Origin of the sequence: Caballeronia novacaledonica (genome assembly GCF_900258035.1) — a bacterium.
Classification (GTDB): domain Bacteria; phylum Pseudomonadota; class Gammaproteobacteria; order Burkholderiales; family Burkholderiaceae; genus Caballeronia; species Caballeronia novacaledonica.
The window spans coordinates 195,099-216,994 of record NZ_OGTP01000007.1 but is presented as its reverse complement, the minus strand read 5'-3'; the positions used below and the strand labels follow the sequence as shown (position 1 = coordinate 216,994).

Genomic DNA, 21,896 nt, shown 5'->3' with positions numbered 1-21,896 from the left:
CACTGGACGGACATCATGAACGCGATCATCGAAGGAAATAACGCGCACGCTTCGCATGGCCGCTTCGTCGCCGTGACTGCGCTTGTTTTTTTGGCGAGCGTGATGGCGACCTGGGCGATGCACGCGTCGATGTCATCGATGAGCGAGCTGCCGATGCCCGGCGGCTGGATGCTCTCGTCCACCTTCACGCCGATGTGCGGGCGCACATGGCTGCGCGCGGCGGCGGGCTTCATCGGCATGTGGATCGCGATGATGACCGCGATGATGCTGCCTTCGTTCGCGGCGGTTTTGTGGGGTTATCGCGTGACGATGGATCGCGTGGATGTCAGGCTCTTGTCGAGCTTGACAGCGGGCTATGCCTTCGTATGGACGATGAGCGGCATCGCCGCTTTCGTGCTCGGCGCGATCTTCACCGAAGCCGCGATGCGCTTGCCCGCCCTTGCGCGTTGTGTGCCGTTCGCGAGTGGCGTCGTCGTGTTGCTGGCTGGCGTGCTGCAATGCTCGAAGTGGCACGCGAGGCTGCTGGCGCGTTGCCGCCATGTTTCGCATTGCAGCGACATGCGCGTCGCGTGGCTCGACGGCATGCGGCACGGACTTCATTGCGTAGCGTGCTGTGCGGGCCTGACCGCTACGCTTTTCGTCTTCGGTGTCATGGATATGCGTGCAATGTCGTTGATGACTCTCGCGATCACCGCGGAGCGTCTGCTGCCATCGTTCAGGCGCGTGCCGCAGGTTATCGGCATCGGTTTGCTGCTGCTCGGCTTCATCATCATGGTTCGATAATCATCACCGCGACAAACGCCCCGCCACGGCATGCGCGACGAACACGCAAACGATGCCGATCACGCCGCCCGCAAGCACATGCGTGAGCCGCTCGAACGCATCGGCGGCGGACTGATTCGCCAGCATGATCGCGAGCGCGACGAACACGCAACGAAGAAAATATGCGACGACATAACGTTGAAACGCGACAAGCGTGAGGAACACTGCAAGCGTCGCGAGCGTGACGGCCATCTCCGAATGCGGCACGACGAACTTCCCGAGCACGATGCCGACCGGCACGCCGACGATCACGCCGAACGCGCGGTTCTTCAGCTTCGTGCGCGCCGTATCGACCGAACCCGTCACGATGCTCGCCGCGCCCCAGATCACCCATTGCGCGTGGTCCATGTGCGCGAGCACCACCATCGCCGCCGCCATGCCGACGCTCGCGAGCATCGCCGCGAGATCTTCGCCGAAGGGCGCGCGCACGCCGAAATCATCGAGGTTCGACCAGCGCGCGGCGGGCTTGCCACGCGAGCGAACATGCGCCGACACGAGCGCGGGAACCAGCGCGGCGAGCAAATAAGGCAACGAGGCGGGCACTTCGCGCAACAACGCATCGATGGTGCGTCCGCCTTGCAGTTCGTTCGCGAGAATGAGCACGGGAAGAAACGTCCAGTTGCCGAGCGCACGTAACGTCTTGCCGCGCGACGCGAGCAGGATCACGCCCGCCGCGAGCATCATGCATACGACGACGAACAACGTCGGAACCCGTTCGGCAAGCAACAAAAGATAAGTCCCGGCGATGATCGCGAGTCCGTGCGCGGCGACGCCCGGCGGCCTCAACGCGAGCGAGTCCTCCGCGATCACGGTGCTGATCGCGAGCAGCGAAGCCTTCATCCACAGATCATTGCCGCTCGCGAGCGCGAGCACGACGAACGGCACCAGCGCAATCGTCGCGCGCAACAGCGGCCAGATCTTGATTTCATCGGTGAGACGAAGATGCGGTGCGTCGGCGGACATGCGCGGGCGTGCCTCTCTCGTGAATCCGCATGAAGTTTAGAACGGTTTTCGCGGCACGGATGCCACGCGCGCACGAAGCAGTCTGTAAGCAATCACGCGCCGATTGGCTGACGATATTCGCCCGCATCGGCGGAAAACCCCTGTAAACAAGACCTTTTTCACGTAAGCGTTCTGAAAACGTTTTAATCGCTCACTAAAGGACATGGGTCTGCTGTCGTTATACAGGCCAGCCGATGGGTTTCTTCGGCCGCGCAGCAGGCGCAGCATCGCCGCCCGAGCGCTCGCGCCTTCGCGATGCAGCCACCTTGAGAGAGCTATGTTTTCGACAATCAAAGGCCGACTGGCCTTGGCCATGACGCTGCTGAGCGCGCTTCTGATCGCGATCGGCATGGTCGGCGTGATCGGCATGAGCCGGTCCAACGCGGTGACGTATGACCTCTTCACGAATGAAATGCCGAGCGCGGTGTCGGTCGGCAATGCGGAAATGTTCATGGCGCGCGAGCGCCTTTCCTTCGATCGCGCGGCGCTGAATGTCGGCACGCCCGCCGCCGAAGATGCGATCGGACGCGGCGCGTTGATGCGCAAAACGTCCGACGACGCCTGGACGACCTATTCCGCCCTGCCGCAAGGCCCCGAAGAAAAGACGCTCGCCGACAAGTTCAACGAACAGCGTCTCACGCTGCAAAAGCTCATCGACCAGGGCTACGCCGATGTCCGCGCGAGCGATCAGGCGAAGATCGTCGCCGACGCAAGCGCGATGCAAGCCACGTTCAACGAGTTCGCGAAAACGGGCGTCGCGCTGCGCAAGCTGCAATTCGAACAGGCGAAGGCTTCGTACGACGCAGGCGAGCAAACGTTCGGCACGTTCCGCATCGGCTGCTTCGCGGCGATTCTGCTTGGCGTGGCCGCGGCGTCTTATACGTGGATGTCGCTGCGCCGCCGTATCTCGCGTCCGCTCGACGCCGCACTCGCGCAATTCGATGCGATCGCGACCGGCGACCTGCGCCGCAACGTGACGGTCACGTCGAACGATGAAATGGGTCAGTTGCTGCGCGGACTCGCGACGATGCAATCGAGCCTCATCGATACGGTGCGCACGGTACGCGGCGGCAGCGAATCGATTGCATCCGCAACTAAACAGATCGCGGCGGGCAACGTGGATCTTTCCTCGCGCACGGAACAGCAGGCGTCGGCGCTGCAGGAAACCGCGTCGAGCATGGATGAACTGACGGGCACGGTCAAACAGAACGCCGATAACGCGCGTCAGGCGAGCGTGCTTGCGGCGAACGCCTCGGAAATCGCGGGCAAGGGCAGCCATGTCGTGTCGCAAGTCGTGACGACGATGGGCGAGATCAACCAGAGCTCGTCGAAGATCGCGGACATCATCACGATCATCGAAGGCATTGCGTTCCAGACCAACATTCTTGCGTTGAACGCCGCCGTCGAAGCGGCGCGTGCCGGCGAGGAAGGACGCGGCTTCGCGGTCGTCGCAGGCGAAGTGCGCTCGCTCGCACAGCGTTCGTCGGCGGCGGCGAAGGAGATCAAGGAACTGATCGACAACTCGGTCGAACGCGTGCAATCGGGCACCGCGCTCGTCGACGAAGCGGGCCGCACGATGACCGAAATCAGCACGGCGGTGCAGCGTGTGACGGACATCATGGGCGAGATCGCGGCGGCGTCGGAAGAGCAGAGCAGCGGCATCGAGCAAGTGGCGCGCGCGGTCACGCAGATGGACGAAGTGACGCAACAGAATGCGGCGCTCGTGGAAGAAGCGGCGGCGGCGGCGCAATCCCTGGAAGATCAGGCTGGCGCGTTGCGCACGGCGGTCGAGACGTTCCGTCTTCACGACGAAGGCATGCGCGCGACGGCCTGAAGCCGTTTCGTTCGACGATGCGCGGCTCGCGATCCTTCGGGACGCGAGCCGCTTGCTTTTGCGCGAGCCATAACCGCCGGTAATCACCTCATGAGGCGAATTCAATAGACGGCTATCGCTGTTTTCGCGAGACTGCGAGCGTCGGATCGACCTGCGGTCCGTCCTCGACAAGAGCGCGCGCAACGGCTGAAACCGCGCGCAACAAGCCTCGGAGGAGACATAAGAAATGCTGCATCGCCCCAGAGTCACCCGTTCCGTGCTCGCGCTGATGTGCGCGATGTCGTTCATCATGTATCTCGATCGCGTGAATCTGTCCGCAGCGGCGGGTTTGATACGCGACGATCTTCATCTCACCAATACCGACGTCGGCCTCGTGTTCGGCGCGTTTGCCTACACGTATGCGATCTGCCAGGTTATCGGCGGATGGTTCAGCGACCGCTTCGGCGCCAAGACGACACTCGTGCTGTGCGCATCGATCTGGATCGTCGCGACGATCGCGACGGGATTCGCGGGCGGTGTCGTGTCGCTGTTCTGCGCGCGCATGTTGCTCGGCGTCGGCGAAGGTGCGGCGCTGCCCGCGCAGGCGCGCGCGCTCGTCAACTGGTATCCGGCGGGCAAGCGCGGCTTCGTGCAGGGTCTCACGCATTCGTTCTCGCGCCTCGGCAACGCGCTCACGCCGCCTTTGATCGCGTTGCTGGTCGCGTTCGCTTCGTGGCGCGCTTCGTTCGTGCTCGTCGGTGCGCTGACGGCCGTCTGGGTCGTCGTGTATGCGTGGTATTTCGCGGATAACCCGCGCAAGCATCGGCACATGACGGCCGAGGAAGAAGCGGAGTTGCCGCCTGAAAACAAGGTCGCCGTCGACAAGACGCGCGAGCCGACGCCCTGGGGGCGCCTGCTCAAGCGCATCTCGCCGACGATGATGGTCTACTTCTGCTATGGCTGGACCGGCTGGCTCTTTTTCACGTGGCTGCCGACCTTTTTCATGCACGGACGCGGACTCGACCTGAAGAGTTCGGCGCTCTTTTCGGCGGGCGTGTTTCTTTCGGGCGTTGTCGGCAATACGGCGGGCGGCGTGATTTCGGATCGTATCTTGAAGCGCACGGGCAGCGTGGTTTCGGCGCGGCGCAACATGATCATCGTCGCGTTCCTCGGTGCGCTCGTGTTTCTCGCGCCGGTGATGGTCGTGAAGTCGCTGCCGGTGATGGCCGCGTCGTTGAGCCTGTCGTTCTTCTTCCTGGAGATGACCATCGGGCCGATCTGGGCCGTGCCGATGGACATCACGCCGAAGCACGTCGGAATTGCGAGCGGACTCGTCAACGCTGGATCGGCCATTGCGGGGATTTTTTCGCCGATCGTGTTTGGGTTTGTCGTGGATCGGACCGGGAGCTGGACCTTGCCGTTCGCGGGGTCGCTCGGGTTGCTCGCGGTCGGGATCGTGATGACGTTTTTCATGCGGCCGGATATCGCGCTGGATGATGCTTCCGGTTCTGCTTCTGCTTCTGCTTCTGATGACGCTGCGCGGGAGGAGTTGAGGCTTGCGGAGCAGGTTGGGAGGTGAGTGCAGCGCGGTGCGTTTGGGCTCTTTTGTTGGGGCTCTATGGAAGCCTGAATTCGTGTCGGTTTATTGGTGTTGCCCCTGTGCGGGGCGGGGGTTACTTTCTTTGCTGCGGAGACGCGTGATGAGCTACGGATTTGACCTGAGCGATTGCCGTTTTATTACGACCAATCGAGGAATTCATACGCTCCAGGAGCGCACGCGCGAAAAGCTCGCTGGCGTGCTCGGCTGTCTCCCGCTCAACTGTTGCGCCCTCATGCTCTGCGGCCAGCGGGCGGCGGCGTCAAAATGGAAATGCAAATCTAGAAGTTATCGAACTATGAAAAAAGACAAATGTTTTTTTGACTCATTCGTTGCGGAAATTCGTAAACTTAAGGGTGAAGGGAAATGAGCGACGAAAATGTGGGCGCAAGGCGACTTATTTTGGAGCTGACTACGGATAATCGCTAACCTCAGTAAGTGAGTTAGCGCGGAATGGAAAGTCTCCGAATTTCGGAGAAAACCTGATTCGTATTCGGACCATTTCGCAATGGCCACGCCGCGTCTTTGTGCGGATTATCGGTCGCGGACTGGATCACGACGGGAGAAAGGCGTTATCTGCGCTAGTGAGTAGCGCAGAGGACCGCAAACAGTGGCGATCGGCACTTGTGGTCCCGCTCGCGCGCCTGTGGGGCAATCCCGCGCGCGTGCTGATGCACGAGGACTTGACCGGTGAGACGCTTGAAACGCTACGCGAGCGCTTCGGCTTTGACCCGGCACCGGTCGAGCGGCGCGCAGCATACTTCGACTTCTAGTTAGTCTGCGAGGGTCGGAGGAACGGCCCCGCGTAGCGGAACTTACTGCGTAAGCAACTCTAAACACGCTGCTCAAAAAAATCCCCGTACGAGGCGGGGCAAGATGTATTAACACGCATCAATGCAGCTAGGCCGACCTGTAGCGCTGCACGACGCACATAGGCGTACTCATGCAGCATGGCAACAAGTAAAGTCCGAATAACAAAAGCGCCGCGTAATGCGGGACCGACAAAGAGATGGCCGAAGCTCATCCCTGAGAGGCGAACCGCGGGTAGATAATTCCTACAGGCTGCCAAGCCTGTTTCCGGCGCAACCACGCGCCGGAGTCGTAAGAATACTTTATACCTCCGCGATTTTATTTCAAGAGAAGTCTTATTTGCGGTTGCTTTAAGTCAGTGCTTTTGGCTTAAAGGATTTCCCCCATTTATCCCGAAATAGATCCCCCTTACGGTTCGCTCGTCGAGCTGCCCCCCTGCGGTTCGACCGTTCTAGCAGCGCGCGGACATCGTGAGAAGGGGCGCCGGTGTCCGCTGCGCTCGGACGTTAATGCGCTCACAAGGCGATCTCTTTTTGAAGGACTACGGAATGGAATCGGAAAGCAAAACAACACTCACGTTCGCGACAATTGGCTCGCTGACAGAGCGCGGCGGGCGCGTTAGTACGGCGACGTCCGGACTCACTCTCGGCGGTCTCGCAGCGGCCACTGTGGGCGATATCGTGACCTACATCGTGCAATGCGATGACCAATTAAACACTCACCTCTCCTGCACAGCAGCCCCAATTTCCCCCGGTGTCTCTGCGGCCGTTTGTAAGCCGGATTCAGATAAGCGAATAATTTAGATCTATCCAGAATTCTGCACGCTTCCCGATGAATCGCAAGGATTGAACTCGAAATTGAAAACGATAGTTCATGAGTGTACGCACTATGTCGATACGTTTAATTCCGACGATATCATATACGGCTCGGGATACGGTTTGGCGATTTGGGCGGGGCGCTATCCGAACGAAACTGCCAAGAATGCTGATTCGATCACCTGCTACATCACTGAAAATGACTAAATCTCTTCTAGGCAGTTTCGTCCTAGCACTCTGTCTGCATGGCAATTTCGCGACAGCTTGCACTGTGTTTGAGTTTATGCAAAGCGAAATTCCGCTAAACTCGACGGAGATTCCAAATACGTTCCGAGTAGAACTTGTCGAAATGATGATTAAGGCGCGTACATGGCCAGACACGGAAATCCGAGGTGTTGTCCAACCACGTGCGTATCGTAATGAAAAAAATCCGAAGACACTTCTTGAGCAACGAGGCGCGAGTCTTAAACGCTATCTTTTACAGCTCGGAGTAAAAGAGGAGAACGTTTGGATGGAACCGCTTGTTCTGGATGAAAGAGAAGCACGCAATGCAAAAGGGAAGCCGGACATACACCAATTGAATGTCACGCTTTATCCAATATGCGAGGGAAGTTGTGCGCGGCTATGTAACGACCCACGCGTAACGCCGGTATCCAAAGCAATCAAATAATTGCGCTTCAGGAATAGCAATCTACGGTTATTGACTCGCCCGCTGCGCGCGGGCCTTTCTATGACCGTTGCTCCTCATTCGTGCCGTCGTGTAGGTGCCTTGGTTCCCAATATGCACCTTCATGGCTTGCGTTTCTTTCGGACTAGTGCTGTTGTGGAATTAGCCGCTTCGCCCGCATTGCGCGGGCGTCGCGGGTTAAATACGTCTACAGGCTGCCAAGCCTGTTTCCAGCGCAACCACGCGCCGGAGTCGTAAGAATACTTTATACCCTCGCGATTTTATTTTAAGAGAAGTCTTATTTGAGATTGCTTTATGTCAGTGTTTTTGGCCTAAAGGATTTCCCTTATTTATCCTGAAATAAATCAAGCATACGTTTCGCTCGTCGAATCGTCCCCTTGCGATTCGACCGTTCATGCAGCGCGCGGGCAACGGGTCGGCCTCTCTCGGTGCCTGCTGCGCTCGGACGTTAATACGCAGTTTTCCGTTCCAAAAAAGACCCGCTAAGGCGGGTTATTTTTCGCGAGAACAAGCAATGAAAGACTCAAACGGTCGAGATGTCGCGCGCTTAGGCGACAAGACCGATCACGGTGGTGTGGTCATTCAGGCCGCGCCCAAATTCAAGCATTTGGGTATCGACGTCGCGCTCGATCAGCACCTGACCTTGTGCCCGAAATGCAGCGGCACGTTCCCCATCCTCGCCACTGGCAGCATGACCCATAAGGGGCGGCGCGTCGCATACATCGGCGACAAGACCGCGTGCGGCGCGACGCTGACCTTTCTAGTGCGCTACGACATCGAGGGGACAAGCCAATTATCATTTCAGTTTGGCAGAGTTGCTGCCACAGGCTATTCCCGTCTGGTCGATTTACTGGAAAAGACATTTCAAATCTTGCCTCCTATTGTTGCTGAACTAGGGGCTTACGACTACTACACGAAAGATGTCCGGAATCCCGGCCGTCGAGTCAAGGTCTTTCCCGACCGTCCCGGCGTGGGCTGGATGCTCTACCTGCCGCGCCGGATCGAGATCGAACAGGTCCCCGAGGCCCGCATGATTCACCACGTCAAAGACCTTAACGGCACAGAGGGAACCATCCTTATCAGCGAGATCGACGGCCCTTTCGATGCAGACAATCCCGAGCATGTGAAGGTGGCGAACGCCATTGAAATCAGGCTCGCGGATCAAGACCTGTTACCCCGTTATGTAGACCTGTCGTAGCGCGCGAAGCTGCGCGATAGAAAGGAGTCGAATTGATGGCCGCATTAGCCATTCCAGTACTTGAAGCGGCGGCCGAAGGCATCGCCGCGTTGTGGGCCGCGCTGAGTTCTGGCGGTGCAGTGTCCACGGTCGCGGGAGGGGCAGCGACCGGGGCGATACTCTCACTGCCGGGTGATACCGCCAACGATAAGGACAAGGCGCAGACCGATACGCAAGTCAAGGTCCGCACGCGCGAGCGCGAGTGTAAGTGTCCACCGGATAGAGGCCAAATGGCACCGGTCAATCACGCAATGTCTGACCTCTCCGCGAGGTATCAGCAATACGTGACGGGATTTCCGCGCGGAATTGAATGGAAATTCGGAGGAAAAGATTTTGACGGATTTGTCTCGGCGCAATGTCTGATGCAAGAGGCAAAAGCAAATTTTGAATTCTTTTTCTACGACAACGGAAGGCCGAAGTTCTTTTTCCTGAAGGGTGTTGGCCCAAAAACCGCTGATAAGAAACAGGAACCGTCTGCCTCAGAATCGCTTGTCAAGCAAGCGACGGCTCAGTCAGCCATTGTTACAGAGAGTCCACCATCTAAACTAAGATGGTATTTCATGCAAGATAAGCTTTTCAATTGGGCGACAACTGAATTCGCGAAGGACGGTCTTAACTTAAGCACTGAACTTATGCCTATGCTCGTCAAGGAAAATATAGAATGAATCAAGCTAGCAACGATACTATTCGCGACGTGAACATCTGGATTGCGCTTAAGACCGTATCCGCATTTCCTTCAACAGATACTCAGAGCAACGAGCTTTGGCGTTTCGCGAAATTGCTCGAAGAACTCGGCTTCGATATGAGCAAATGGTGCGTGTCGGGCGATCCAAATGATCCCGCTTTTACGGAGGCTGGCCCGACTAATGGGTTAATTGCCTCCGCCGCGCCAGAAGCTGATTCTTTGCGTCAGGCCGTCGATATATGGAACGGCAAGGAAGGCCGGCACGGTGCCGGGTTCAGTTCTAGATACGCCTTGAAGTTTCGTTCGTCCTTCGATTTTCGCGCCGATGGATTTCAAACGCTTGACTCATACAATGTTGTTGTTAGTCTTGTCGAGCGTGCTCTGCAGATATGGCCGGGCCTTCTGGTGGAGGTCTGTCCATACCACTACTCAACGCAGAAGAAAGTATTCAAAGATCGCCCCGGCGTGGGCTGGATGCTCTACCTGCCGCGCCGGATCGAGATCGAACAGGTCCCCGAGGCCCGCATGATTCACCACGTCAAAGACCTTAACGGCACAGAGGGAACCATCCTTATCAGCGAGATCGACGGCCCTTTCGATGCAGACAATCCCGAGCATGTGAAGGTGGCGAACGCCATTGAAATCAGGCTCGCGGATCAAGACCTGTTACCGCGCTATGTAGACCTGTCGTAGCGCGCGCGAAGCTGCGCGATAGAAAGGAGTCGAATTAATGGCCGCATTAGCCATTCCAGTACTTGAAGCGGCGGCCGAAGGCATCGCCGCGTTGTGGGCCGCGCTGACTTCTAGCAGTGCGGTGTCTGCGGTCGCAGGAGGGGCAGCGACCGGGGCGATACTCTCGCTGCCGGGTGATACCGCCAAGGATAAGGACAAGGCGCAGACCGATACGCAAGTCAAGGTCCGCACGCGCGAGCGCGAGTGTAAGTGTCCACCGGATAGAGGCCAAATGGCACCGGTCAATCACGCAATGTCTGACCTCTCGGCGCAATATCAGCAATTTGTTACGGGCTTTCCAAAGGGGCAAGAATGGATTTTCTCAGAAAAGGATTTCGACGGCTTTCAGTCCGGTCAATGCTTGTTGCAGGAAGCTAAAGCAAGATATGATCAGTTTTTCGATGAAGTCACTGGACAGCCAAAATTCTTTTTTGCAATAAATGAAAAGAAAGGCTTCCCGAAGATGAAGCGTCAGGCTAAAGCTCAGAGCGATATCGTCACGGCTAACCAACCTTCCAAATTGCAATGGTATTTCATGCAACCGATGAGTTGGCGATACGCGACGAAGGAATTCGGGCGGGCCGGGTTTCGCCTTACTACAGAATTAAAGCCTTTGGGCTGAGTATCTAGAATTTCATAACAAAAATGAGGAATGCTGTGAATGTTGATATATCTTTTAAGGAAAATGTACCGCTACCATCCGTCTACGAGCAATATCACAGACTCTGGAAGTTGGCGCTTGTCCTTGAAAAAATTGGAGTGAATCTTGAAGCTTGGTACTGGGGGAATGATGCCGAGGAAGGAAAGCCGCCAACAATAAAGGCGTTTTCTCATTCCGGGCCGCGGGAGGAAATGCTAGAGGCGGCCTTGAAGAACAACGAAAGTGATTTGTCGTTTCTTCATGCCAGCGTATGGAACGGTATCGAGGGACCGAGAGGCATTGCTTGTATTTCAACATACATGGATACTGGACTATCAACTTTCAAGCTTCAATCGCAAGGCTTCGCCGAGCTTCGCTACTACCATAAAGCGACGGAGCTTCTTGAAGGTGCATTGCAGATATGGCCGGCTCTAATTGTCGAGTTAGGTCCGTTCAAATATTACTCAATGAAGCAAGTCTTTCCAGATCGTCCCGGCGTCGGCTGGATGCTCTACCTGCCGCGCCGGATCGAGATCGAACAGGTTCCCGAGGCGCGCATGATTCACCACGTCACGGACCTGAACGGCACGGAGGGAACGATCCTTATCAGCGAGATCGACGGCCCTTTCGATGCAGACAATCCCGAGCATGTGAAGGTGGCGAACGCCATTGAAATCAGGCTCGCGGATCAAGACTTGTTGCCGCGTTACGCGGACCTATAACGCTATCCGGCCCGCTCTTGGCGGGCCTCTTCTTTCTCGTAGCTCGCGCTGTTTTAGGGGTGACGCTGCGGCGGTATCAGCCGCTGAATCGGGGCCAATTGAGTCGAGCGCTCGGGTAACTGCACGCCGCCGCCGTGCCCGCCTGTGTCGCTTACGGTGTTGTGGTCGCCTTCGATACTTACGAAGGTGCGTCCGACGAGTGCCGCGAGCGAGACCATCAGCGCGACCAAAGTCCGATCCTTCATGCTTTCGTCTCCTGCGTCGGTTGCCCGCTCGTCGCGGAATCGGCCGAAGCCTGCGCCGCGTCGCCGGTCATCGATTCAATGCGCGCGTTAGCGTCATCGAGCGCGCGCTGTGCGGCCGACAATTGCGCGGAAAGCTGCGCCGCGTAGTCGCCGAGCAGCGCGGCGATCGCTTCGCTGTTCCAGTCGGCGGGTTGCGCTTCATCGAGCCGCATCGTTTCCCTGATGATCTGGCCGTCTGCGATCATGTAGTCGAGCATGACGAGGTGCGCGCCTCGCGGTTTGCCATCGACATCGAACCGCGCAAGAAACTCATTCGGTACGTGCCGCTTCGACACCTGTAGAGAGTCGTTCACGTTTGCACCTGTGTATCGGTTGAGAAGGTGAGCCATTGATTGCCCGACCAGTAGACGGGAACGCCTGTTCCCGCGCCTTTGAACGAGTTCGCCGTCGCCGTGATCCTCCGTCTCGCATGCCGCGATCATCGCGGCGCGCTGCGCGAGTACGTCGCCGCGGCCGTAGGCGGCATCTTGCAGGAGGAAGCCACTCAGGGATATGCGCCGCGCGCCACGGCCGATGTCCTCAACCCAGACGTCGCCCCGATACGGGTATTCATGCACGGCGAACCGTCGCCCGCCTTCAGCGTCGCACCTGTCACCGCGAACGGCACGCCGCGCCACGAGGCCGTTTACAGGTCGCGGAAGAAAGGCCTGTCGATCTGAGACATACGATTTGCTTTATCGAGATGACGCTTGCCCGAGACGTGGCACGATCTCAGTTTTTTGAGGAAAGCGATGAACGATAATTCGGAGACCAAAGCTGGAATCCTCGATAATGGGCCGCTCTGGTTGGTGGTGTTTGAAGTTGTTGCAGCAGCAATGTGCCTCGACGGCGGCAAAACCGGCTATGGCGCGATCGCTCAGGTTTTTTTCGCGCTGACTATCCTTGTCGTGGTGTCTTTTTGCGGCCTTCTTTGGTCGATGTACGCTCTATTTAAGGCGCGCAAGCAAAGACAATCACCGTACATGGCATACAGCGCAATCGCGATACATGGTCTGATTGTCGGACCGATTTTGCTTACGCTCGCCACGCTCTAAAGGAAGGGTCAAAAGTTCGTCACGCTATCGGAAAATGCGCCCGCTCGATCGAGCCGACCTCAACGAGCGACCCGCGTGCATGTTACGCGCTCGTGCAGTGGTCGCAACGGTGGCGAAAAGGGGACGATCCGGCGCGATATCTGTCACACTTTGTCAACAGCGAAGAATTTCCGCGAGAGGGGTATTAGAGGGAGTAGACACCCCGAATATTCGATTAAATCTCATGAAAATCAAATACTTAGAGCCGGTAAATTACTTTCTTTGCAGCAGCAAAGAAAGTGACTGCCGCCCCGCACAGGGGCAACGCTTATAGACCGATAACAAAACGGGATCCGGCAAACAAAACACACAAAACCAACCCTTCAAGCCCGCCGAATCGCCTCGATCACGAGTTGCGTCGCCGGACTGATCCGCCTGTTCTTCCTGAGAATCAACCCGTAGGGCGCGAGCCGGCCGCGCAACGCCGTAGGCAATGAAGCAATCGTATCGAGCGCGGAATAATAATCGGCGACTGAACTAGGCAGCACGGCAAGCATGTCCGAGTCCCGCACCAGCGACAGCGTCGTCAGAATCGAGGAAGTCTCGACCGTGCTCACCGGCGGCGCAACGCGCGACTCCCGAAACGTCTGATCGATGATCTGCCGCATCGGACTCGGATGCGGCTGCACGATCCACGGATACTTCGCCAGATCCGCGAGCTTCGGCTTCGCCGCCGTTCCGACAGCCGGATGCCCCGGCCGCGCGACGATCGCCAGCGCCTCTTCCGACAAGGTCTCGAACGTCAGATCGAGCGCGGAAAACCCGTACGGAATGCGCCCCACCACGATATCCAGTTGATCCTGCTGCAACGCCTGCACGAGCACGTCGCTCGTCTCGATCTGCACGCTGATCTGCAGGCGCGGATGCGCTTCCTTCAATTGCACGATCACCTTCGTCAGCAAGTCGGGCGCCGGCGCCATCACCGCGCCGATACGCACCTTGCCGATATCGCCCGCCTCGATCGCCGCCAGTTCCTCGCGCAACTCGTCCAGGTCCTCGAACACGACGCGCGCATAGCGCATCACCGCTTCGCCGTAGATCGTCGGCTCCATGCCACGCGCGTGACGCACGAACAACGCCGCGCCGATGGTGTCCTCCAGTTCCTTCAACGCCTTGGTCGCGGCGGGCTGCGTCATCGCGAGTTCGTCGGCGGCGCTTCTGAGCGATTCGGTTTCCGAGAGCGCCGTCATCAATTGCAGATGACGCAGGCGCAGGCGTTTGCGGATGGTCGATGCGGGCGCGATCATGCGAGCGATAACTCCAGGAAATAGCCTGATGCAAATAATTCAATGGTCAGTTATCGCGGAGTTTCGCACACTAGCGCTACCCGATACAGCCGCGCAAACCCTCGTTTCAGCGGCCCCACCCGAATAGAAAGGAGACACCGAAGATGAAGATCAAGCATGTCCGCGCACGCGTTTTCGAATGGAAAGGCAAGGTCGTGCCGCCGCAATCGCACTTCTGCACGAACGCCGTCGATGTCCTCTACGAGCGCGGCGACGCGATGGGCTCGTTCCGCTTTCATGGCTGGCTCGTCGTCGAGATCGAATGTGACGACGGCACCGTCGGCATCGGCAATTGCGCGCTCGCGCCGCGCGTCGCGAAGCAGATCGTCGACGAATATCTCGCGCCGATCGCAATCGGCGAGGATCCGTTCGATCACGAATACATCTGGCAGAAGATGTATCGGCGCACGCTCGCATGGGGCCGCAAGGGTATCGGCATGGCGGCGATCTCCGCGGTCGATATCGCGCTGTGGGACATCATGGGCAAGGCCGTGAAAAAACCCGTCTTCAAGCTGCTCGGCGGCCGCACGAAAGAAAAGATCTGGTGCTACGCGTCGAAGCTCTATAACAACGACGATCGCGACGCCTTTCTCGCGGAAGCGCAAGGCTATCTCGACCAGGGTTTCACCGCGATGAAAATGCGCTTCGGCTATGGCCCGAAAGATGGCCCGAAGGGCATGGCGAAGAATCTGGAGCAGGTCCGCTTGTTGCGCGAACTCGCAGGCGACGACGTGGACATCATGCTCGAATGCTACATGGGCTGGACGCTCGAATACGCGCGCCGCATGCTGCCGCGTCTTGCCGAGTTCAATCCGCGCTGGCTCGAAGAGCCCGTGATCGGCGACGACGTCGAAGGTTATCAGGAGCTGAAGAAGATGAACATCGTGCCGATTTCCGGCGGCGAGCACGAGTTCACGAGCTATGGCTTCAAGGATCTGCTGGAACGCCGCGCCGTCGATGTCATTCAATACGACACGAACCGCGTGGGCGGCATCACCGCCGCGCGCAAGATCAACGCGATGGCCGAAGCGTGGTCCGTTCCCGTGATTCCGCACGCGGGCCAGATGCATAACTATCACCTGACGATGGCGAGCACCGCGAGCCCGATGTCCGAGTTCTTCCCGGTGTTCGACGTGGAAGTGGGCAACGAGCTCTTCTACTACATCTTCGACGGCGAGCCGCAACCGGAGAACGGCTATCTGCAACTCTCCGATGAAACGCCGGGCCTCGGCATCACGCTGTCCGACAAGCATCTGAGCGACTTCGACATCATCGAGTGACCGTTGATGCAGGGCCCATGCAGCCCGCCCCTATCAGGAGACAGACATGGAGAGCAGGATCGAATCACACGCGGCGCACGACGCCGCCTCGTCCCAACACGCGACGAGCGTTCGCTGGCGCATCTTCGGCGTGGTATTTCTCATCACGCTGATCAACCTCGTCGACCGCATCTCGCTTTCCATCGCGATGCCCACCATCGCGAAGGAGTTCGCGCTCTCGCCCGCAATGCAGGGGCTCGTGCTGTCGAGCTTCTTCTGGTCCTATGCGCTCTTGCAGATTCCGGGCGGCTGGCTCATCGACAAACTGGGTCCGCGCAAAGTAGTTGCAGGCGCAACTGTCTTGTGGGGCCTCTTTCAGACGTTGATGGGCGCGGCCACCGGCGGCCTGTCGATGCTGTTCCTGCGCGTGGGTCTCGGCGGCGCGGAAGCCCCGCTCTTTCCCGCGGGCAGCAAGCTCAACGCGCTCTGGCTGTCGCGCACCGAACGCGCGCGCGGCGCGGTGCTGATGGATGCCGGCTCGCCGCTCGGCGCTGCGATCGGCGGTCTCGCGATCTCGAATCTCATCCTCATGTTCGGCTCGTGGCGCACCGCGTTCGTCGTCGCCGGGCTTGCGACGATCGCCTGCGGCTGGCTCGCATGGCGCTATCTGCGCGACGATCCCGCGAAACATCCGGGCGTGAACGGCGCGGAACTCGCGCATATCCGCGACGGCGCGCCGTCCGTGTCGAGCGCGGCGCGCGCAAGCCATGACGACGCGCCGCTGCCGCTGCGCTCGACCATCGCGATGTGCGTCGGCCGCATGAGCTGGGCGATGATCTTCTTCGGCCTGCTCACGTGGGGCCCGAGCTACCTGACGCAGGCGCGCGGTTTGAGCCTGTCGCAGATCGGCGCGGCGACGTTCTTCATCTTTCTCGCGGGCGCACTCGGCTCGCTGTCCGGAGGCTTTCTGTGCGATGCGCTGTGCGCGATGAATTTCTCGCGCGGCAAGGTCGTGAAGAGCATGATCGCGGTGTCGGGCATGGCGACGCTCGCCGTATTCGCCGCGCTGCCGACGATCACGTCGCCCGTCGTCGCGGTCGCGGTGCTGTGCGGTGCGTCGTTCCTGCTGATGTGGGGCAGCCTCTACTGGAGCCTGCCGTCGCTGCTCGCGAGTCCGGGGCGTGTCGGCCTGCTCGGCGCGTGCATGAACTGTGCAGGCAGCGTCGGCGGAATTTCGATTCCGCTCATCACCGGCTTCATTCTTCAGCGCACCGGTTCTTTCGATGCGGTGCTGCATTTTTACGGCGCGTGCGCGCTGGTGTATATCTTCGGTTCGATCGCCATCGATCTGCGCCGCACCCGCTAACAACGACCACGAGACCCTACAGACATGAAACCGCTCATCGCAGTGCTTCTCGGCGATCCCGCCGGCATCGGTCCCGAACTGATCGCGCGGCTCGTCGCGAAGCCCGAGAATCGTGCGCGCGCCGATCTGCTCATCGTCGGCGACAAGCGCGAGCTGGACAAAGGCATGGAGATCGCGCAGCAGCGCTTCGATTATCGACTTGTCGATAACGTCGATGCCGCCGCGCGCGACACCGACATGCCGTCGCTCATCGATTTCCGCCTGCCCGACGACGCCCCGTACGAGCGCGCCGTATCGACCGAACGCGGCGGCCGCTACAGCCTCGAAGCCTTCAAACAGGCACTCGTGATGACGCGCGCGAACCGCACGCAAGCGATGCTCTTCGCGCCCGTGAACAAGACCTCGCTGCACATGGCGGGCATGGAGACGAACGACGAAATGGAATGGTTCGCGCGCCAGCTCGATTTCAGCGGCGCGTTCTGCGAGTTCAACGTGCTCGACGAATTGTGGACTTCACGCGTGACCTCGCATATCGCGTTGAAGGACGTGAGCGCGAAGCTCACGCAGGAGCGTGTCGTCGGCGCGGTGCAACTGATTCACGACGGTCTCAAGCGCGCGGGCGTGGACAAGCCGCGCATCGCGGTATGCGGCTTCAATCCGCATAACGGCGACAACGGCGCGTTCGGCCGCGAGGAAATCGACGTGATCGCGCCCGCCGTCGAACATGCGTGCGCGCAAGGTTACGATGCGCAAGGCCCCTTCCCCGCCGACACCATCTTCGTGCGCGCACGCGATCAGAAAGTCTTCGACGGCGTCGTCACGATGTACCACGACCAAGGTCAGATCGCGATGAAACTGATGGGCTTCTGGCGCGGCGTCACCGTGCACGGCGGCCTGCCCGTGCCGATCACGACGCCCGCGCACGGCACCGCGTTCGATATCCACGGCCAGGGCCGGGCCGATGTCGGCGCGACGCAGAAAGCGTTCGACATCGCCGTGCGCATGGCGCAAGACCGTTTGAGCTGACGCCATGATGCAAGAGCGCATCGAAGCATTGCGCGAACGCTTCCTGGAAAGCGGCGACGACGCGGACCTGCCCGTTGTGGACGCGCATCATCACTTCTGGGACGTGGCGCGCAACTATCATCCGTGGCTGCGCGATCTGCCGCGCATTCCGTTTCGCTATGGCGATTACGCCGCCCTATGCAAGAACTTCCTGCCCGACGATTACTTCGCGCAGGCGGGCAATCATCGCATCGTGAAGACGGTGATGATGGAAGGCGAATGGGATCCGCGCGACGTGCTCGGCGAGGCGCGCTGGGCCACCGCGTTGCACGAGCGCACCGGCTTGCCGAACGCGATGGCCGCGCAAATCTGGCTGGATCGCGACGATCTCGCCGATGTGATCGACGCCTATCGCGAGATGCCGCTCGTGCGCAGCGTGCGTCACAAGCCAAAGACCGTTCCGCGTGCCGAACATCGCGAGGATTTCGCTGCGCCCGGCTCGATGCGTTGTCCGCGTTGGCGACGCGGCTATGCGTTGCTTGCGCAAAGCGGCCTGATGTTCGAATTGCAGGCGCCGTGGTGGCATTTCAACGAAGCGGCGGAACTGGCGCGCGATTTCCCGCAGATGAAGATCGTCGTGAATCATGCGGGCCTGCCCGCGGATCGCAGCGACGAAGCGCTCGCCGCATGGCGCGCCGCGCTCGATGCGCTCGCGCAATGGCCGAACGTTTGGCTCAAGATATCGGGCATCGGCGAAGCTGGCGTAAGCTGGAGCGTGGAGCGCAACGGACGTATCGTGCGCGATGCGATCGAAAGCTTCGGCGTCGGCCGTTGCATGTTCGCGAGTAATTTTCCGGTCGACAGTCTCGTCGTCACATTGGATGATCTCTTCGCGGGCTTCAAAACAATCGTCGCGGACCGTACGCGCGAAGAACGCCTCGCGCTATTCTTCGATAACGCGAGCACGCTGTACCGCATCTAGACCAACACAGGAGACACACCTCAATGGCTGCATCTGCTTATCGCGGCGTATTTCCCGTCGCTCCGACCATCTTCGACGATCAGGGCCGTCTCGATCTCGAAGGCCAGAAGCGCGCGATCGACTTCATGATCGACGCCGGTTCGAACGGCATCTGCATACTCGCGAATTTCTCCGAGCAGTTCGCACTGTCCGATGCCGAACGCGATGCCGTTCAGCGCACCGTGCTCGAACATGTCGCGGGCCGCGTGCCCGTCATCGTCACGACGACGCACTTCAGCTCGCGCGTCTGTGCCGAGCGCAGCCGCGCCGCGCAGGACGCGGGCGCCGCGATGGTCATGATCATGCCGCCGTATCACGGCGCGACGATCCGCGTCGGCGAGCGCGGCATTCACGAGTTCTATCGCGAAGTGTCGAACGCGATCGACATTCCGATCATGATTCAGGACGCGCCCGTCGCGGGCACGCCGCTCTCCGCATCGTTTCTCGCGAAACTCGCGCGCGATGTCGAGCACGTGTCTTACTTCAAGATCGAAACGGCACAGGCCGCGTCGAAGCTGCGCGAACTGATCGAACTCGGCGGCGATGCGATCGTCGGTCCGTGGGACGGCGAAGAGGCAATCACGCTGATCCCCGACTTCGATGCGGGCGCGACGGGCGCGATGACAGGCGGCGGTTATCCGGACGGCATCCGCAAGATCGTCGATGCCTACTTCGCGGGCGACGCGGACAAAGCCGCCGAGCTGTATCAGCAATGGCTTCCGCTCATCAACTACGAGAACCGGCAATGCGGTCTCGCCGCGTGCAAGACCTTGATGAAGGAAGGCGGCGTGATTCGTTCGGATGCGGTGCGTCATCCGCTCGCGCCGATGCATCCGGCCGTGCGCGAAGGGCTGTTGAAGGTCGCGCGCAAGCTCGATCCGCTCGTGCTGCGCTGGGGGCATTGACTAGCGGCGGCGCTTCTTCGTCTCGGCCTTCATGACGGGAACGCCGACACGTTCCCGCAAATACTCGACGGCCCGCGCGCAACGCGCGGGCATCGGCCATTCCGCGCGACGAATGAGCCACAGCGTATCGACGACAGGCGCGCCGCACTCCACGACGCCGATCGCTTCCGGCTGGCCGAACGCGATGCGCGCATAACGCGGTATCACCGTGAAACCGAGCCCCCGCGCAACGAACTCCAGTATCAGGCTGATCTGGTTGCTGAAGCCTTGCCGGCGCAGACTGCCGACGCCCGGATTGCCCGGAAAGCGCCGGCTCAACAAGCGGCTCGCGGTCACATGCGCTTCCGGATAATCGATGAAGCCGAGCCTTTCGAGATCGCTCCATTCATGCACATCCGCATCGGCGGGCACGACGAGTTCCAGCGGCTCTTCGATGAACTTGCTCGCGGCAAGGCGCGGATCGTCGGGCTTCAGCGCGACGATGCCCAGATCGTAGCGGCTCTCCAGCACGGCTTCGAGCACTTCCGAATCCGGCGCGAAGCGATGACGCATCTTCCATTCGGGACGTTGCTGCTGCAAATCCAGCAATAGCGGAAACAGCACGAGCCCGATGCTGCCCGGCGTGATGAGGCCGATCTCTCCGGCCTCGTCCTCGCTATCCGACAGCCGCGACGCGAGACGCTTGCCGGCCAGTTCCATCTCGTCGCAATAGTCGATCAATGCCCTGCCCGCCGGCGTCAGTTCGATGCCGCGCGGACGGCGTATCACGAGCAGGCCGAGTTCGTCTTCGAGATGCCGAAGATGCTGGCTCACGGCGGCCTGCGTCAGATCGAGGCGTTCTGCGGCGCGCGTGAAGTTGCCGAGATCGACGAGCGCGAGAAAGGTACGAAGCCATTGCGGATTGAGCATTACAAAATCTTATTGAATTGATAATCTCCGGATAGTTTTCATTATGACACTGAACGGTTAAATTCGAGTCCTCAAATCAATTCGAGAACTTCGCATGTCAGCACTCTTCACTCCGTTCAAACTGAAGGACGTCACGTTGCGCAACCGCATCGCCATTCCGCCGATGTGTCAGTACAGCGCCATCGACGGCTTCGTCAACGACTGGCACGTCAGCCATTACGCGAGCCTCGCGCGCGGCGGCGCGGGCCTCGTGATCGTCGAAGCGACGGGCGTGTCGCCGGAAGGACGCATCACACCCGGATGCACGGGTCTCTGGGACGATGCGCATATCGAGGGCATGAAGAAGATCGTCGCGGCGATCAAGGCGGCGGGCGCGGTGCCCGGCATCCAGATCGCGCATGCGGGCCGCAAGGCGAGCGCGAATCGTCCGTGGGAAGGCGACGATCACATTCCCTCCGGCGACGCACGCGGCTGGGACACGATCGCCCCTTCGGCCGTCGCGTTCGGCGCGGGACTGCCGAAGGTGCCCCGGACCATGACGCTCGAAGATATCGAGCGCGTGAAGGCGGACTTCGCGGCGGCGACGCGTCGCGCGCGCGAGGCGGGCTTCGAATGGCTCGAACTGCACTTCGCGCACGGTTATCTCGCGCAGAGCTTCTTCTCCGTCGATGCGAACCGACGCGATGACCAGTACGGCGGCGACCTCGCGGGACGCAGCCGCTTCCTCGTCGAAACCTTCGATGCCGTGCGCGAAGTGTGGCCCGAGAATCTGCCGCTGACGGCGCGCTTCGGTGTCATCGAATACGACGGGCGCGATGAAGTCACGCTGAACGAATCCATCGAACTGACGAAGACGCTGCGTCGCAAGGGACTCGATCTGATGAGCGTGAGCGTCGGCTTCTCGACACCCGATGCGCGCATTCCGTGGGGCCCGGCGTTCCTCGGCCCGATCGCGGAGCGCGTGCGCCGCGAAGCGGAGATTCCGGTTGCATCGGCGTGGGGATTCGATTCACCGCCCAACGCGGAACGTGCCGTCGAATCGGGTCAGCTCGATCTCGTGATGATCGGCCGCGCGCATCTTTCGAATCCGCACTGGCCGTATCACGCCGCGAAGCAGTTGAAGGTGGAGAAGCCTTCGTGGGCGTTGCCCGCGCCGTATGCGCACTGGCTCGAACGTTACGCCGTCGCCGAATGATTGTTTGGC

At 59.8% G+C, this 21,896-nt stretch carries 23 protein-coding genes and 1 pseudogene; 18 read left to right on the top strand and 6 right to left on the bottom strand.

Annotated elements, in window-relative coordinates; translation table 11 throughout:
• Positions 1-15 precede the first annotated feature (15 nt).
• Positions 16-783, top strand: coding sequence for a DUF2182 domain-containing protein (locus NOV72_RS13300; protein ID WP_106855046.1), 768 nt, complete (start codon positions 16-18; stop codon positions 781-783).
• Between the two features lie 3 nt (positions 784-786).
• Here NOV72_RS13300 and NOV72_RS13295 read toward each other — a convergent pair whose 3' ends face one another.
• Entirely contained in the window at positions 787-1,785 is a 999-nt protein-coding gene (locus NOV72_RS13295; RefSeq protein ID WP_106855045.1) for an FUSC family protein, read from the bottom strand.
• 316 nt (positions 1,786-2,101) lie between these two features.
• On the opposite strand from NOV72_RS13295, the gene NOV72_RS13290 reads away from it, so the two are divergent.
• From NOV72_RS13290 to NOV72_RS13250, 10 genes are all read left to right on the top strand, one after another.
• Entirely contained in the window at positions 2,102-3,658 is a 1,557-nt protein-coding gene (locus NOV72_RS13290) for a methyl-accepting chemotaxis protein (RefSeq protein ID WP_106855044.1), read from the top strand.
• Positions 3,659-3,884: 226 nt separating this feature from the next.
• The gene (locus NOV72_RS13285; protein WP_146149999.1) at positions 3,885-5,216 is read left to right on the top strand and encodes an MFS transporter; all 1,332 of its coding nucleotides are present in this window, start codon (positions 3,885-3,887) and stop codon (positions 5,214-5,216) included.
• A 121-nt stretch (positions 5,217-5,337) separates the two neighbouring features.
• Positions 5,338-5,604 (top strand): hypothetical protein, encoded by a 267-nt coding sequence (locus tag NOV72_RS31955; RefSeq protein WP_146149998.1) that lies wholly within the window; start codon positions 5,338-5,340, stop codon positions 5,602-5,604.
• Between the two features lie 1,285 nt (positions 5,605-6,889).
• Positions 6,890-7,066 carry a M35 family metalloendopeptidase gene (locus NOV72_RS33130; RefSeq protein ID WP_181291029.1) on the top strand — a complete coding sequence of 59 codons (177 nt, stop codon included), beginning with the start codon at positions 6,890-6,892 and terminating at the stop codon, positions 7,064-7,066.
• Positions 7,026-7,529 carry a hypothetical protein gene (locus NOV72_RS31950; protein ID WP_146149997.1) on the top strand — a complete coding sequence of 168 codons (504 nt, stop codon included), beginning with the start codon at positions 7,026-7,028 and terminating at the stop codon, positions 7,527-7,529. Before NOV72_RS33130 ends, NOV72_RS31950 begins: the two co-directional genes overlap by 41 nt.
• Positions 7,530-8,061: 532 nt before the next feature.
• Positions 8,062-8,745, top strand: coding sequence for a PAAR domain-containing protein (locus tag NOV72_RS33060; RefSeq protein ID WP_342753398.1), 684 nt, complete (start codon positions 8,062-8,064; stop codon positions 8,743-8,745).
• 35 nt (positions 8,746-8,780) lie between these two features.
• Positions 8,781-9,449, top strand: a complete 669-nt coding sequence (locus NOV72_RS13265; RefSeq protein ID WP_106855041.1) for a Tox-REase-5 domain-containing protein — start codon at positions 8,781-8,783, stop codon at positions 9,447-9,449.
• Entirely contained in the window at positions 9,446-10,162 is a 717-nt protein-coding gene (locus NOV72_RS13260; protein ID WP_245933019.1) for an Imm52 family immunity protein, read from the top strand. Before NOV72_RS13265 ends, NOV72_RS13260 begins: the two co-directional genes overlap by 4 nt.
• 37 nt (positions 10,163-10,199) lie before the next feature.
• On the top strand, positions 10,200-10,823 hold the full coding sequence (locus NOV72_RS13255) for a restriction endonuclease fold toxin 5 domain-containing protein (protein ID WP_106855040.1): 624 nt from the start codon (positions 10,200-10,202) through the stop codon (positions 10,821-10,823).
• Positions 10,824-10,858: 35 nt separating this feature from the next.
• Complete coding sequence (locus NOV72_RS13250) at positions 10,859-11,563, top strand: Imm52 family immunity protein (RefSeq protein WP_245933018.1); 705 nt, start codon at positions 10,859-10,861, stop codon at positions 11,561-11,563.
• 53 nt (positions 11,564-11,616) lie between these two features.
• Here the strand turns inward: NOV72_RS13250 and NOV72_RS13245 are convergent, their stop codons facing one another.
• The 3 genes and pseudogenes from NOV72_RS13245 to NOV72_RS33125 all read right to left on the bottom strand — a co-directional run.
• Positions 11,617-11,808: a hypothetical protein gene (locus NOV72_RS13245; protein WP_106855038.1), complete on the bottom strand. Its 192-nt coding sequence runs from the start codon at positions 11,806-11,808 to the stop codon at positions 11,617-11,619.
• On the bottom strand, positions 11,805-12,161 hold the full coding sequence (locus NOV72_RS32735; RefSeq protein WP_245933017.1) for a hypothetical protein: 357 nt from the start codon (positions 12,159-12,161) through the stop codon (positions 11,805-11,807). Before NOV72_RS32735 ends, NOV72_RS13245 begins: the two co-directional genes overlap by 4 nt.
• 141 nt (positions 12,162-12,302) lie before the next feature.
• Positions 12,303-12,425: pseudogene (locus tag NOV72_RS33125) on the bottom strand (DNA circularization N-terminal domain-containing protein); the annotation flags it as partial.
• A 174-nt stretch (positions 12,426-12,599) separates the two neighbouring features.
• Between NOV72_RS33125 and NOV72_RS13235 the strand changes: the two are divergent.
• Entirely contained in the window at positions 12,600-12,902 is a 303-nt protein-coding gene (locus NOV72_RS13235; protein WP_146149996.1) for a hypothetical protein, read from the top strand.
• Between the two features lie 362 nt (positions 12,903-13,264).
• Here NOV72_RS13235 and NOV72_RS13230 read toward each other — a convergent pair whose 3' ends face one another.
• Positions 13,265-14,188 (bottom strand): LysR family transcriptional regulator, encoded by a 924-nt coding sequence (locus NOV72_RS13230; RefSeq protein WP_106855036.1) that lies wholly within the window; start codon positions 14,186-14,188, stop codon positions 13,265-13,267.
• A 143-nt stretch (positions 14,189-14,331) separates the two neighbouring features.
• Here NOV72_RS13230 and NOV72_RS13225 point away from each other — a divergent pair, with 143 nt between their 5' ends.
• Genes NOV72_RS13225 through NOV72_RS13205 form a run of 5 tightly spaced genes read left to right on the top strand, consistent with a single transcriptional unit; the run spans position 14,332 to position 19,783 of the window.
• A complete protein-coding gene (locus NOV72_RS13225) occupies positions 14,332-15,507 on the top strand; it encodes an L-rhamnonate dehydratase (RefSeq protein WP_061176254.1) in 1,176 nt (391 codons plus the stop codon).
• Between the two features lie 46 nt (positions 15,508-15,553).
• On the top strand, positions 15,554-16,852 hold the full coding sequence (locus tag NOV72_RS13220) for an MFS transporter (RefSeq protein ID WP_106855035.1): 1,299 nt from the start codon (positions 15,554-15,556) through the stop codon (positions 16,850-16,852).
• Between the two features lie 24 nt (positions 16,853-16,876).
• Positions 16,877-17,878 carry a 4-hydroxythreonine-4-phosphate dehydrogenase PdxA gene (locus NOV72_RS13215; RefSeq protein WP_106855034.1) on the top strand — a complete coding sequence of 334 codons (1,002 nt, stop codon included), beginning with the start codon at positions 16,877-16,879 and terminating at the stop codon, positions 17,876-17,878.
• A 4-nt stretch (positions 17,879-17,882) separates the two neighbouring features.
• Positions 17,883-18,839 (top strand): amidohydrolase family protein, encoded by a 957-nt coding sequence (locus NOV72_RS13210; RefSeq protein ID WP_106855033.1) that lies wholly within the window; start codon positions 17,883-17,885, stop codon positions 18,837-18,839.
• Between the two features lie 23 nt (positions 18,840-18,862).
• Entirely contained in the window at positions 18,863-19,783 is a 921-nt protein-coding gene (locus NOV72_RS13205; protein ID WP_106855032.1) for a dihydrodipicolinate synthase family protein, read from the top strand.
• On the opposite strand, the gene NOV72_RS13200 is transcribed toward NOV72_RS13205, so the two are convergent.
• On the bottom strand, positions 19,784-20,692 hold the full coding sequence (locus NOV72_RS13200; protein WP_106855031.1) for a LysR family transcriptional regulator: 909 nt from the start codon (positions 20,690-20,692) through the stop codon (positions 19,784-19,786).
• 94 nt (positions 20,693-20,786) lie between these two features.
• Here NOV72_RS13200 and NOV72_RS13195 point away from each other — a divergent pair, with 94 nt between their 5' ends.
• Entirely contained in the window at positions 20,787-21,887 is a 1,101-nt protein-coding gene (locus NOV72_RS13195; protein WP_106855030.1) for an NADH:flavin oxidoreductase/NADH oxidase, read from the top strand.
• Positions 21,888-21,896: the final 9 nt, after the last annotated feature.